Here is a 13,606-nt window from a genome sequence, read left to right as displayed (position 1 = left end):
GGCAACATATAAGTTGGATCATTTAAACACCTAACTTATATACTTTGAACGGGCGGGTTTATCCCGCCCGTTTTTCATTGAATGAAAGACAAACAACACCAAAGAATAGTATCCGAGCAATTTATGCTTATAAATGATGAAGGGGCGGGGCGATCATCTGTAATGCATTTAGCAAGCTCACACCACCGAAATGTAATGCCATGAATTACATAACAATACCGCCTTGCTAACGTAAATATTTTGCTAGGAGTAGCTTAAGAAATGAGCAAAAAATTAAGAGATATTCCCATCACAGTCATCAAAGATGATGGCGAATACGAAGAAATCCATCTCTATAGCAAGCATAAAAAAATCTACCCGCGCTGGGTAAATGGTTTATTTAATCGCTGGCGCATTCTGCTGGTTGTGATCACTCAGCTCTTTTTCTACGGCATGCCTTGGCTACAAATGAATGGCCGTCAGGCACTGCTATTCAACATTACCGAACATACTTTTTACATTTACGGCTTTGTATTCTTGCCGCAAGACTTCATCTATCTCACCGCCCTGCTTTTAGCCAGCGCCATTGGCCTGTTTGCTTGGACCACCGCTGGTGGGCGGCTTTGGTGTGGTTACGCCTGTCCGCAAACCGTCTATACCGAGATTTTTCTTTGGATAGAAAAATGGGTAGAAGGCGATCGCATGGCACGAATCAAGCTGGATAACGCCCCCACTAGCGCAAAAAAATTTCGCCTAAAAACCATCAAACATAGCGCTTGGATTACCCTCTCACTTTGGACAGGCTTTACTTTTGTCGGCTATTTCACGCCGATTCGTTCACTCTGGAGCGAAATCATCCAATTTGGCCTTGGCCCTTGGGAAACATTCTGGGTGTTTTTCTATGCCTTTGCCACCTACGGCAATGCAGGCTGGATGCGCGAGCAAGTCTGTAAGTACATGTGCCCTTATGCTCGTTTTCAGAGCACCATGTTTGATGCCGATACCTTAATTATTTCTTACGATGCCGAACGGGGTGACGCACGCGGCAGCCGTAAAAAAGGCACTGATTATAAAGCCGCAGGCTTAGGTGACTGCATTGATTGCACGGTATGCGTACAGGTGTGCCCCGTGGGGATCGATATCCGCGATGGCTTGCAATACGAGTGTATTGGCTGTGCCGCCTGTATTGATGCCTGTGATGAAATCATGGATAAAATGGACTACCCACGCGGGCTAATTCGTTACACCACTGAAAACGCACTAGAGCATAAATACCCAGAGCGTGACATTATCAAAAAAATCACCCGCCCCCGTGTAATGATGTATGTGTTGGTGCTCGTTGTTATCTTGGGGATTACAATTGGCTCTTTAGTGATACGTAAGCCCATTAAAGTCAACATATCCAGAGACCGTGTTGCAATGGTAAGGGAAGTAGACGATGGTTGGCTTGAAAACAGCTATCGCTTACAAATCCAAAATGCGGATGAAACAGCCCATAGCTATACCATTACCGCAACGGGCATCGCCAATTCACGAACCATTGTGGAAGGCTCTGGTCAAATCTTTGTTGAGGCTACGGCCAGCCAAGATATTGGTGTTCGTGTACAAGTTGACCCAAGCCTTGTTGGGGTTGGCGGGCATGAAATTCATTTCATTATCACCGCCACGGATAACCCAACCATCACCAGCAAAGAAAAATCTAGCTTTATAGGACGATAAAAAATGCAAAACGAAATCATTGAACCTTGGTATAAGCACCGATTTGTATGGCTACTGATTTTATTTCCCGCAGTTGCCGTTATTGGTGGGATTAACTTGTTTTTTCAAGCCGTTAAAAGCGATGATGGTCTAGTGAGCGATGATTATTACAAGGAAGGCCAAGAAATAAATAGCCAACTTGATCGCGACATCAAAGCCACAAAATTAGGCCTAAGTGGGCAATTAATGCTGGGCGAAGATGGCAAATCCATCCGCATTCAGCTAAACAAGGCGATTGCTGGCGATTTGGTACTTAAACTCATGCACCCTACCCGTGCGGGTCAAGACCAAACCATTATTTTGCATAAACAAGCGCCACAGTTTTATGTTGGCAAGCTCAGCTCAGCCCTCACTCAACCGCGCTGGCAAGTAGAATTAGCCGACACCAACAAGCAATGGCGCTTAAAAGCAGAGTGGACAATCAGCGATGCTGAAGCACTATCGCTCAAACCCACAGCATAGCAAGGAAGGTTCATTCGCGGCGTAAGCCTATGATAGATCATAAAAGTTGCTGACTTTCTCGCTGATAAAAATGCCCACTACTTAACTAAACGGTGGGCATTTTTTATTACCGACTACTTAACCGCCACCAGATAGAGACAAACGTAAAGCATAAACTAGGGTGAGTCGGCGCAATTGTCATACAATCCATGATTATCCAGCCCCACAGTGCTAAGCGATGCGCGAATATATTCTGCAAACCCAATGGCATGAAATTATGATGATTGGCGTGTTATTTTTTGCCGCACTGTATTTTGGTTTTGGAACACTCAATCTACTACTTAGCCAAAAATGGCTGCCTGCTATTCATTATGGCCATGTACTGGACCCCCGGCCCTTAATGCCCGCTCAAAAACGTAAAGAAATAATGCTTTCTATGTTGACTATTTTCTTATTTGGCACGGGCATGGTATTTCCTTGGGGCCTGCTTCAATTGGGCTGGGCAAGGCTAGCCACTTACGCGCCGCCCATACAGCTTGGCATCGAAATAATTACCTTAATTATTTGGAATGAAATCCATTTTTATATAAACCACCGTTTACTTCACACCCCATGGCTAAAGCGCTTTCACCTGCCCCATCACCGCTCCATCATCACCACACCTTGGTCAACCTATAGTTTTCACCCCGTCGAAGCCATTATGCTAGGCAATGTGATTATGCTGCCGATGCTGGTGCATGATTTCTCCATTTACTCGCTTGCTGCTGTGCCGATATTCAGTATTGTTTTTAATAATATCGGCCATTCCAATTACGATTTTCTGCCTGATGCCGACCACGATCGCTGGTGGCTCAATGGCGCGCGCCGCCATCATTTACATCACGCCTGCTATCAGGGTAATTACGGTTTTATGTTTCCATTTATGGATCGCTTACTTGGTACAACGCTGCCCGCAGATGCGGCAAAACATAGAATTGAGCGCAGCCGCCATGCTTTATAAACAACGAGATTGGCAAAGCTTGCTCTATCTAGGCCTGCAGCCGCTGTTGATACTTTATTTGTGGCAAACGGGGCTCACATCAACGATCAATAAACTACTGTTTTGCCTGCTGCTTTTTCTTACGCTTGGTATCAGCGTGATTCATCATAATCACTGCCATTTACATATATGGCGCAATAAGCAGTTCAATAGAATGACAGATATTTGGATTACCCTACTGCAAGGCCACCCTACTTTTGTGTTTTATCCGGCACATATTGCAAATCACCATCGCTATCATCATGGCCCTAAAGACGTGGCTCGAACTTACCGCTTTGGCAGCGATAGCAACAATCTACTTGGCTATGTATTACACCCATTACAAGCGGCATGGGTGCTTTACCCTCTTTTTATCACTTGGTTATCTCGATTAAAGCAACGTAAGTCCGCTGTTTTTTATTACTGCCTACGTCAATACATAGTGATGGCCCTCGCTTGGTGCCTCTTGGCCATGATCGATTACCACAAGTTTCTAACTTTCATTTTGATGCCACAATTACACGGTTTGCACTGGCTATTAGCCACCAATTACTTACAACATGCCCACGCCGATGGCCATTCTCGCATCAACTTTGCCCGCAATTTTGAAGGCTGGGTCAATCCGCTGCTGTTTAATATTGGCCTGCACACGGCGCACCATCGTCACCCCAGAGTACACTGGTCTGAGCTTAGTACCTTACACCCACGCTACCGGCAGCAAGTTGATCCGCGTTTAAATGCAGGCCCGCTGCTCGCCTATATGTTTCGAACTTATTTTTTGAGCTTATTCCACACCCGCTGGCGCAGCCAAAGCCTGATGCAACACCATAAGGATGTATAATGCCGATTCAGTTTGACCACGTTTATCTATCTGCTGCAGGTCTCTATTTACCAGGCCCAGCGATTGACAATGAAGAAATGGACGCCTTTATTGCGCCCATTAATAAAATATCCAAACGCATTAAATCCAGAATCCTCGCCGAAAACGGCATTAAAATCCGCCATTACGCCATTGATGCCGAGGGAAAAACCCATCAAAACCACGCACAAATCGCTGCAGCGGCGGTGCATCACTGTTTAGATTTAGCCCAAACTTCGATCGAAAAGGTGTCTTTACTAGCAGTTGGCTCATCAGGAGGCGATGCACTGATGCCAGGCTTTGCCAATATGATTCAAGGCGAGCTGGGCGCGCCCCCCATGCAAACTGTTTCTTGCCAAGGCGTATGCGCAGCGGGGGTTAGCGCCATCGAATTTGCCGCGCAAGCCATTGAGCTGGGCGCGCATCAACAAGCATTGGCAGTGGCCGCCGAAATGCCATCACGCATGTTTAAGCAAAGCCGTTTTGCTCCGCGTGGCTATCAAAGCGATTTTGACGCGCATTTTTTGCGCTGGATGTTATCCGATGGCGCAGGCGCCATGCTACTCAGCCGCCAGCCCAAAGCAGGTCTCAATATCAAGCTCAAATGGATACACCAAAAGAGCTTTTCTGGGGATTACCCCGTGTGCATGCAACTGGGGCTAACTGAAGATCGCAGCCAGTCATTTTTAGACTTCGCCTCATCCGGCGAGGCGGAAGCAGCGGGAGCATTATCGCTGCGCCAAGATATCCGCATGCTGCCGCATTTATTTGATATCTGCATTCATGAATACGTGAAACTGGTGGATGCAGGCTGGATCACATCGAATGAGATCGATCACTTCCTTTGCCATTACTCATCAGCCAAATTTATGCCCGTGGTTGAAGAGCTACTCGCTAAGGCGGGGCTAAGCATTCCGCCCGAGCGCTGGTATAGCAATCTAAGCAACCGTGGCAATACCGGGGCAGCTTCGATCTTTATTATGTTGGCCGATTTTTTACAAAGTAAAACTCTAAAAGCCGGTGAAAAGATTTTTTGCTTTATCCCTGAATCAGGCCGCATTTCCGCAGCTTATATGCTGTTTGAAGTAGAAGAAGGCGGCTCCAGCACATCAATAGCACCACGTGCTAGCCCAGCAATCTTTGATCCACAAATTCCAGCACCGCATCAGCCCGACAGTGCGCCGCTGGCCTTGCAGCCATTACTGACCCAATTGGCCAGCCTGTGGCAAGACTATCGCTCACAAGTCTGGCGCACCCCTGTTATCCAATCCCTTGTCAATAGCCGCTTTGACGAAAAAGCCTATCAGCGTTGGACCGCCGCATGGGTGCCGCAAGTCAGAGAAGGCAGCCTATGGATGCGTGAAGCGGCGGCCTCGTTGAGTGGCGATTTAGCCGTCTTAGCTAACCTAATCGACCTCCACGCCGATGATGAGCAAAACGATTTTCAGATTCTCTACCAAGATTACCAAGCCGCTGGTGGCAAGCTAGCCTTAGATGATTTACGCCGCAATCCAGGAGGCGAAGCACTTAACAGCTATCTACACGCCCTCGCCGCCACGCCCAATCCCATCGGCTTACTCGGCGCGATTTATATTATTGAAGGCACAGGCCAGCGTATCGTCCCCACCTTATTACCCTTGCTGCGTGCCCAACTCACGCTCCCTGCACAAGCCTTTCGCTTTTTGGAATACCACGGTGCAAACGACGAGCACCACCTCGCCCGCTGGCTAGGCGCAGTAGAAATCACCCTTGCTATAGACCCCAGCGCAGCACCCGCCATACTGGCAACGGCCAAACGCTGCGCCCAACTATATTTAATGCAATTTGAGCATATTGAATAAGGTAAGTGCAGATCAAAAAGCCCTGCAGACACTGAGCAAAAAGAGAACACAAAGAAAAAGTGATCACTCACAGCGCCCTAGCAGCCTGTCGGACTTAGACGGTCGAAGCGAAAAATCGCATGATCGAGACCAAATTTTGCCGGATTTGCAGCGCCAATAACGAGTTATTGGTCAAAAATCTGGTGAAATATAGGCCGATCAGGTGATTTTGCAGCTGACTGATGCTAAGTCCGACAGGCTGCTAGCAATCATGAATAAGATACACGCCTCACCTACTGATTTTTTTTCGTGTTTTTCTTGAGCAAAGTAAATCCCATTAATAATTAAACGGCTCCAACATGCCCAAAAATGATTTCTTGCACACAGCCCACGATCCACGCGACCCTAACCCTTGGCTAGCGATGTATCTAGACCAAAGTACGCCCCTGCCTGACCATGTAAAACGGGCATGGCTCAGCGATTTAGCGTCGCCTTCACGGCAATTTCTACTGCCTTTTGTACGGCCAATCGCCAAGCTTTCGATGATTTTGATTCAAACCCTCAAACTGCTTTTACCCAAGCGCTGGTCCGCCTCCAAAACACTGCACCGGCTCTTGGTTTGGGGTTTAAAAGGCTTTGTATCCCCTGAGGCCAATTGGCTAATCCTGCGCCATTTTCATTTAGGGGCGCAAATTATCGAGTTTATAGAACGAAACGCGCCAGTCAGCGTCCCCCTTTCCCCACTCAAGCCCCTGACGATTGATGCGCTCGCCGATGAGCTTTTTCTTAAACACGATTTAAATCTATTTAATTTTATTATTCGGCTGGGACAAGCCTTAAGAGATGACGGTAAAAAACTGACCGCAGTTGATGAAGTTGATTTCAGCATGATTACCGAGCCACCACTCGCCTTGAGCGCTATGCCACAAACCAAGCTCAATTGGATCGATGTGCAAACCGCTATCGAGATTTTTACGCCGGTCTACCAGTTGTTTCTGACCGATAACGACTTTTGGCGTGCCGCTAATTCGCTGCAAATGGATGAAACTATGGGGGTGTATGTCGCCACCTTGCTAAATACGCCACAACATCTGTTGTTACTGAATAATAAACACCCACTGGTACCGCTTTCCACCCTGCACGCAGGGCATAGACTGGTATTACATGGGCTATCTACAGAAATGCTGCATTGCCTACTTAGCGAAATGAAACGAACAAAAAAAAGCAATGAAACACATTAAACCCAAAAATTAATAATAACTGATGTTACGCAGGCCTTTAGGTGGAATGCGCTCTGCAGCTGATTGAGAAAATCCTAACCCATTGATTTTTCATAATGGGTGCGTAACATCAGATAATAATTTCATTTTGCCAATGTTTTAGACGAACGGTTGGCTGCTGGTATGACGATAAAGCCAAGCCTGCAAGCAAGCGGCATCCACTGCTTTTACCACAGCAAAAAACACATCCTCTTAAACACAATGTGATTAAGTCTCTAAGCCAATGTTAAATAAGGAAGTTTGACTAAGAAAAATCATCTGTTAGTCTAGCGCACACGCTTTTTTCGGTTCTTCTTATGCCACGTATTATTCAAGATTTTATGAAAAGAATGAGCAATCATTCTGTCAGTATTACGCCACAGTTTGTTTATAGAAGCTGGCTTGTTGTCTTAATCCCTACTTGTATTACGCTTACTGCCTATGGCGTGGCCGAGTTTGGCCCCAAGGAAGAGATCGCTATCAGCACCCGCACCGAAGCGATTGCCACCCCTATTTTACCAAGCAATTTTCCAGATAGCCCCATCTGGCATGAGGATGTGATTCGTGCGGGGGATACCTTATCAGCGGTGCTTAACCGCCTAAATGTAGATGATGCTCAGGCCAATCTATTTATCCGTAGTGATCCGATCGCTAAATCTTTATTTGAACTGCACCCTAGCCGTAGTTTACGCGCTAAAACTGACCGCCAAGGCAAGCTGCTTGAGCTGCACTATTTAAATAATAAAAACCAAGAACTAAGCATCAAACGCCAAAACACGGGATTTATTGCCTCGATTAGCGAAGCAACAACCCAACAACATACCGTCGTTAAATCGGGCACCATTACCAGCTCGTTCTATGCCAGTACCGATCGCTTAGATATTCCTGACAGCATTACCACGCAATTGATTGAGATTTTTTCTGGCCAGATCGACTTTCACCGTGGCTTAAAAGTGGGAGACCGCTTCAGCCTTGTGTATGAAAGCTTTACGCATGACGGCATAGAAATCAAAACAGGTAAAATTCTTGCTGCAGAATTTAGCGACCAATACAAAACGCTACAGGCCATGTGGTATACCCCGCCGGGCAGTAAAGAAGGCGCTTATTACACGCCTGATGGCAAAAGCCTGAAGCAATCTTTCTTGAAAAACCCAGTAGAATTCTCAAGAGTAAGCTCTGGCTTTCAAATGCGCTTTCATCCCGTGCTAAAATCATGGAAGCAACATAAAGGCATCGATTTTGCTGCGTCTACCGGCACCAAGATCATGTCTACAGCAGATGGTGTAATTAGCAAAATAACCCAAGATAATAGCGGCTACGGTAAGCATATTGAAATTAACCACGCTGGAAAATACAGCACTCTGTACGCGCATATGTCCGCTTTTAGCCCAGGTTTAAAACCAGGCTCTAAAGTTAAGCAAGGTGAAGTAATCGGCTTAGTTGGCGCAACGGGGCGCGTAACCGGCCCTCATTTGCATTACGAGTTTAAAATTAACGGACAGCAAGTAAATCCAGTGGCATTGCAGCTCCCGACGGCCCAGCCAATTGAAAGCCGCTACTTAGCGCACTTTCAGCCTATTGCCGCACAGACAATAAACCAGTTAGCTTTCTTACAACGAATAGAGCAGGCCCGCGCTGAATGAGCCGTTTGATTATTGGACTAATGACCGGCACCAGCTTAGATGGCATTGATGCCGCGCTGGTTGATTTTACCAGCACGCCTCCTCAGCTGATTGCCGCCAAGGGCTCCGTACTAAGCGAGCCATTGCGGGCGCAGCTACTTGCGCTGCAATCGCCGCAAGCCAATGAGCTGCACTTAGCACAATTGGCCGCCAATGCCCATGCTGATGCTTGCGCTACGGCAGTGCACGAGCTACTGGCTCAAGCGGGTTATACAGCTGCCGATATCGAGGCGATTGGCAATCACGGGCAAACCATTCGCCATCGCCCCGAATGTGGCTACACCTTGCAAATCAGTAATAACGCCCGCTTAGCCGAGCAGACGGGCATCAGCGTAGTGGGTGATTTCCGCTCCAGAGACGTGGCGGCCGGCGGCCAAGGTGCCCCGCTCGTCCCCGCCTTTCATCAAGCGTTGTTTACCAACCCCATGCAAAAACGAGCATTGGTTAATATTGGAGGCATTGCCAACTCAACGCTACTGATTGCAGGACAGGCCACTGGCGGCTTTGATACAGGTCCTGGCAATGTATTGATGGATTTATGGATTAGCCAGCAGCTTGGCCAGCGCTACGATAAAAACGGTGCATGGGCAGCAACGGGCCAAATTCTGCCTGATTTACTAGCACAGTTTTTAAGCGATACTTACTTTGCATTGCCTTCGCCTAAAAGCACGGGCCGCGATTTATTTCACCAAGCTTGGTTAGATCAACACTTAGCCCAACACAACGCAGCGCCAGCCGATGTACAAGCCACGTTATGCGCCTTAACCGCAATAAGTATTGCTGACACACTGCGAGAGCATGCACTGGATGCAATCTATATTTGTGGTGGTGGCTCGCACAATAAAACGTTGATGAATATGCTAGCTCAAGCACTGCCACAAACTCATATTTACAGTAGTAATGTGCTGGGTGTGGATGCAGATTGGATGGAAAGCTTTGCCTTTGCATGGCTAGCTAAATGCTGTCTAGACCGCACTCCGGCCAACTTGCCGCAAGTAACCGGCGCACAAGGGCCACGTATTCTTGGTGCTATTTGGCCTGCATAACCAGCCATACTATCCCGCACACGCAAATAGCCGTTCTAAATCAGCCGCTTCTCAGTTAGACTTGGCCCCGATTCCCTGCGGATAAGATTTTATGCACCAGACAAACCAGTTCGACCTACTCAAGACTCGTCGCTTCTTGCCCCTATTTATTACACAATCACTCGGAGCATTTAACGACAACCTATTTAAAAACGCCCTCTTGGTGATGATCACCTTTCACGGTCTCTCTACCGCAGGGCTAAGCGCCAGCGCGCTAGTTAATGCCGCTGCAGGTATTTTTATACTCCCATTTTTCTTATTTTCATCTTTTGCAGGGCAATTAGCCGAGAAATATGATAAAGCACGCGTAGCTCAATGGGTAAAGCTGTTAGAAATTGCCATTATGCTTGCGGCTGGGATTGGTTTTTGGCAAAAAGACGCCGCCATTTTAATGAGTTGCCTCTTTATGATGGGCGTGCACTCTGCCTTATTTGGGCCATTAAAATACTCAATCTTGCCACAATATCTAAAAGATCAAGAATTACTTGGTGGCAATGGCTTGATTGAAATGGGCACTTTTGTTGCTATTTTATTAGGGCAGATTGCGGGCACAATGATTATTCAGCATCAGCCCCATGGTGAATCCCTGATTATTTGGGCTTGTTTAGGGGTTGCTATCTTAGGCTGGCTAAGCAGCCGTAGCATGCCTGCAGCGCCTGCCCCAGTTAAAGATCTAAAAATAAATTGGAATATTTTTTCAGAGACATGGCACATTGTTAAGCATGTTAAACAAAACAAAACCGTATTTAATAGCCTACTAGGCATTTCATGGTTCTGGTTTTTTGGCGCGGTCTATTTAACCCAACTGCCTAGCCTAGCAAAAAATGTACTTGGCGGTGATGCTGCAGTTTACACGCTACTGGTTGCATTATTTTCTGTAGGGGTTGGCCTTGGTTCAGTGCTTTGTGAAAAACTATCTGGACGAAAAATTGAATTAGGGCTCGTACCATTTGGCTCTTTAGGTCTATCATTTTTTGGCATAGAGCTATTTTTTGCCATTGGCAATGCACCCAGCGGCCAATTTACATTATCGCAATTCATTAGTGCAGCGCCGCATTGGCGCATCATGGCTGATATTGGTTTAATGGGTGTATTTGGCGGCTTATTTATTGTCCCCCTTTATGCTTTGGTGCAAATACGCACCGAAAAAGAATTCACCTCACGCGCCATCGCCGCAAATAACATTTTAAATTCGCTCTTTATGGTGGTGGCAGCAGGGATGAGCATCGCTATACTTAGCGCAGGTATTTCTATTCGAGGCCTGCTATTGATTGTGGCTTTAATGAATATTGGCGTGTCAATTTACATCTACACGCTTATTCCCGAATTTATGATGCGTTTTTTGGTATGGATCATGACCCATACCCTCTACCGCGTAAAACATCAGGGTTTAGATAATATTCCAGAAAGTGGCCCCTGCGTTTTAGTCTGCAATCATGTGAGTTTTATGGATGCCATGATTATTGCTGGTGCAATTCGCAGGCCGGTACGTTTTGTAATGGATCACCGTATTTTTAAAATCCCTGTGCTTAATTTTATTTTCCGCACCGCAGGCACAATCCCCATTGCCCCAATGCGTGAAGACCCAAATATGAAAGGCCAAGCTTTTGATAAAGTTGCCCAATACCTTAATGAAGGCGAAATCATCTGTATTTTCCCAGAGGGGAAAATCACTCATACTGGCGAAATAAATACCTTTAAACCTGGCATTGATGAAATCATTAAACGCACCCCTGTGCCCGTTGTGCCCATTGCGCTACAAGGCCTGTGGGGTAGCTTCTTTAGCCGTAAAGACGGTGCAGCAATGATGAAGATGCCGCGAAATATTTGGGCTAAAGTAGGCTTTATTGTGGGCGAGCCGATACCGGCGGAGATTGCAACCCGCCAATACTTAGAGCAACAAGTCAAAACTTTACGCGCGGATTGGAAATAAAAAAACGTCCCATTTTAAATTAATTTAAAATGGGACGTTTTTTATAAAATACAATTTATTCTTGGCTTAATACAAATACCGTCACCCAAATCCAATCAATGCCTTTTTCAATTACAGAACCTAAGCGCACCATAAATACCCGCTCACGCGCTTGAACACGATAAATTTTATTGGTTCCATAATCAGCCGAATGCAAAATAAGTGTATTCACATTTTTTCCATCTACCTGATGTGGCAGATATAAAGCCATCCGCGAATTTGGTAAATCAGAGACACCAAACGCGCTATCTTCGGCTAAGGAAATAAGCTCTTTTCGCTCTTCTTTTTCCATATATAAGCTCACGGCAACAGGCGCAATGGCCAATGACTGAATGCCTACATAAACTTCATTATCAGTTAAACGATTAAGACGGCGAATCACACCAAGCTGCCAGTTTTCATTACGTCCTAGACGGTTAGCCAGCAATAAGCCAGGCCTTACCCACTCATTTTCTGAAAACTGCACTACCGCACCATAACCACCCGCGCTCTCGTTTTCTATACTCCACACAAACCAGTCATTTTGTTTATTTTCGACTTGTTTAGCGGGTGATATTTTTTCTTTAGTGCGAGTAGAAACAAAGCCATATAAGCGCATATCCATGATTTCGTCATAATCAACGTGACCCCGTTCATCCGTCGCTGATTTACGCATAAATTTATCGTTATCTAAGCGTACATGTCCAACAATACAATCCAAGCCGCTGATTATGTCAGCAATTTTAGCTACTTTCTTACGCTCACTTCTTTGCACTACGCTATTTCTAATACTTAATGACCAAAACATATCTAAATGTTTGAGCAACTCTAAAGCCAATGGCGCAGGGCAATCTTTACCCATGCCAATATCGCGTGGCAAGCTGCCGCCATCTAGTCGACGCAATAAATCAGCCACATCCTGCATTAAATCGTGCAAGCCCCAATACCTGAATGGCTCACCCTCGCAATCTGGCTGAATCTTTTGAGGCCCTTCTGGAGCTTGTAAATTCACGCAAAGATGATAACGCCCTTCTTGAAACTTGCGGGATAGCTGAATAAGTTTTGACCATTGATTAAGCCATCGATCAACCCAATCAATTTGCCGCACAGATAGGTTATTACTCGACAAAGAGCCCAACATCAGCATTTGGATATATTCATCGGCGCAAGAAGTTACCTCTTTACCGTGCAAGGTATAAAGTGGGAAAGGATTGCTATCACATCCTTCTATTTCAGATAGACGATAAAGCTGATGTGATAAAATCCATAACTTAGATGGCACTTTTTCAAATCTAAAATAATGCCATTTGGCTTGTATTGATAAGTAATGCAAGCTACGTGCTAATACCTTGGGCATCAGCAGTGCAAGCTCTGCTTTTTTGCCCCCTTCAACCTCTGCTTGAACAAAGCACTGATATATAGCCACCATATCTGCAGCAAAGTGAGTAATTTGCTTCCAAAGCTTCGCCTCAATGTCTTTCGACATACGTGGATTAGAAATGTATTGGTAACAAACAGCCTCATAAGACAACTGAACAGCATCATCAAGCAATAGCAAAACATGCAAACTTTCTAAGCTTGCCACTCTTTGCTCAGTCATAAACGCGGCTACAGCCTGATGTATTTTTAGCTGCTGTGATTGTGTATCAACCTCTTGCAAACGTTTACACCACGACGTAGCAGCCTTTACACTAGCAAATGGCGATTTATCTTTAGAAAAAATAGTCGTTAAAAAATTACGCATAATTCGCCTA

10 protein-coding genes are annotated in these 13,606 nt (G+C 45.9%); 9 read left to right on the top strand and 1 reads right to left on the bottom strand.

Translation table 11 applies throughout. The annotated features are described in order from the left end of the window. Window positions 1-261 precede the first annotated feature (261 nt). From ccoG to C1H71_RS17220, 9 genes are all read left to right on the top strand, one after another. Window positions 262-1,698: a cytochrome c oxidase accessory protein CcoG gene (gene ccoG, locus C1H71_RS17260; protein WP_130107664.1), complete on the top strand. Its 1,437-nt coding sequence runs from the start codon at window positions 262-264 to the stop codon at window positions 1,696-1,698. A 3-nt stretch (window positions 1,699-1,701) separates the two neighbouring features. Further along, window positions 1,702-2,199: a FixH family protein gene (locus tag C1H71_RS17255; protein WP_130107663.1), complete on the top strand. Its 498-nt coding sequence runs from the start codon at window positions 1,702-1,704 to the stop codon at window positions 2,197-2,199. 217 nt (window positions 2,200-2,416) lie between these two features. Beyond that, window positions 2,417-3,178 (top strand): sterol desaturase family protein, encoded by a 762-nt coding sequence (locus tag C1H71_RS17250; protein WP_223145910.1) that lies wholly within the window; start codon window positions 2,417-2,419, stop codon window positions 3,176-3,178. After that, the gene (locus tag C1H71_RS17245; protein ID WP_308418290.1) at window positions 3,135-4,037 is read left to right on the top strand and encodes a fatty acid desaturase; all 903 of its coding nucleotides are present in this window, start codon (window positions 3,135-3,137) and stop codon (window positions 4,035-4,037) included. The genes C1H71_RS17250 and C1H71_RS17245 overlap by 44 nt, the downstream gene beginning before the upstream one ends. Continuing rightward, on the top strand, window positions 4,037-5,896 hold the full coding sequence (locus C1H71_RS17240) for an iron-containing redox enzyme family protein (RefSeq protein WP_130107661.1): 1,860 nt from the start codon (window positions 4,037-4,039) through the stop codon (window positions 5,894-5,896). Before C1H71_RS17245 ends, C1H71_RS17240 begins: the two co-directional genes overlap by 1 nt. Before the next feature lie 338 nt (window positions 5,897-6,234). Continuing rightward, entirely contained in the window at window positions 6,235-7,116 is an 882-nt protein-coding gene (locus C1H71_RS17235; protein ID WP_130107660.1) for a DUF6999 family protein, read from the top strand. A gap of 335 nt (window positions 7,117-7,451) precedes the next feature. Continuing rightward, window positions 7,452-8,777 (top strand): M23 family metallopeptidase, encoded by a 1,326-nt coding sequence (locus C1H71_RS17230; RefSeq protein ID WP_130107659.1) that lies wholly within the window; start codon window positions 7,452-7,454, stop codon window positions 8,775-8,777. Continuing rightward, window positions 8,774-9,862 carry an anhydro-N-acetylmuramic acid kinase gene (locus C1H71_RS17225; RefSeq protein ID WP_130107658.1) on the top strand — a complete coding sequence of 363 codons (1,089 nt, stop codon included), beginning with the start codon at window positions 8,774-8,776 and terminating at the stop codon, window positions 9,860-9,862. Before C1H71_RS17230 ends, C1H71_RS17225 begins: the two co-directional genes overlap by 4 nt. A 91-nt stretch (window positions 9,863-9,953) precedes the next feature. Next, the gene (locus C1H71_RS17220) at window positions 9,954-11,834 is read left to right on the top strand and encodes an MFS transporter (protein ID WP_130107657.1); all 1,881 of its coding nucleotides are present in this window, start codon (window positions 9,954-9,956) and stop codon (window positions 11,832-11,834) included. Window positions 11,835-11,889: 55 nt separating this feature from the next. Here the strand turns inward: C1H71_RS17220 and C1H71_RS17215 are convergent, their stop codons facing one another. Further along, window positions 11,890-13,596, bottom strand: a complete 1,707-nt coding sequence (locus C1H71_RS17215; protein WP_130107656.1) for a hypothetical protein — start codon at window positions 13,594-13,596, stop codon at window positions 11,890-11,892. Between the last annotated feature and the right edge of the window lie 10 nt (window positions 13,597-13,606).

The sequence above is a fragment of the Iodobacter fluviatilis genome (assembly GCF_004194535.1).
Lineage (GTDB): Bacteria > Pseudomonadota > Gammaproteobacteria > Burkholderiales > Chitinibacteraceae > Iodobacter > Iodobacter fluviatilis_A.
The sequence above is the reverse complement of the archived record's forward strand: the minus strand, read 5'-3'. Positions and strand labels throughout refer to the sequence as shown.

What these genes read in the sequence shown, in the direction of transcription:
- ccoG (WP_130107664.1), top strand. Translation starts at nt 262, where the DNA reads ATGAGCAAAAAATTAAGAGATATTCCCATCACAGTCATCAAAGATGAT.
- C1H71_RS17255 (WP_130107663.1), top strand. Translation starts at nt 1,702, where the DNA reads ATGCAAAACGAAATCATTGAACCTTGGTATAAGCACCGATTTGTATGG.
- C1H71_RS17250 (WP_223145910.1), top strand. Translation starts at nt 2,417, where the DNA reads ATGCGCGAATATATTCTGCAAACCCAATGGCATGAAATTATGATGATT.
- C1H71_RS17245 (WP_308418290.1), top strand. Translation starts at nt 3,135, where the DNA reads ATGCGGCAAAACATAGAATTGAGCGCAGCCGCCATGCTTTATAAACAA.
- C1H71_RS17240 (WP_130107661.1), top strand. Translation starts at nt 4,037, where the DNA reads ATGCCGATTCAGTTTGACCACGTTTATCTATCTGCTGCAGGTCTCTAT.
- C1H71_RS17235 (WP_130107660.1), top strand. Translation starts at nt 6,235, where the DNA reads ATGCCCAAAAATGATTTCTTGCACACAGCCCACGATCCACGCGACCCT.
- C1H71_RS17230 (WP_130107659.1), top strand. Translation starts at nt 7,452, where the DNA reads ATGCCACGTATTATTCAAGATTTTATGAAAAGAATGAGCAATCATTCT.
- C1H71_RS17225 (WP_130107658.1), top strand. Translation starts at nt 8,774, where the DNA reads ATGAGCCGTTTGATTATTGGACTAATGACCGGCACCAGCTTAGATGGC.
- C1H71_RS17220 (WP_130107657.1), top strand. Translation starts at nt 9,954, where the DNA reads ATGCACCAGACAAACCAGTTCGACCTACTCAAGACTCGTCGCTTCTTG.
- C1H71_RS17215 (WP_130107656.1), bottom strand. Translation starts at nt 13,596, where the DNA reads ATGCGTAATTTTTTAACGACTATTTTTTCTAAAGATAAATCGCCATTT.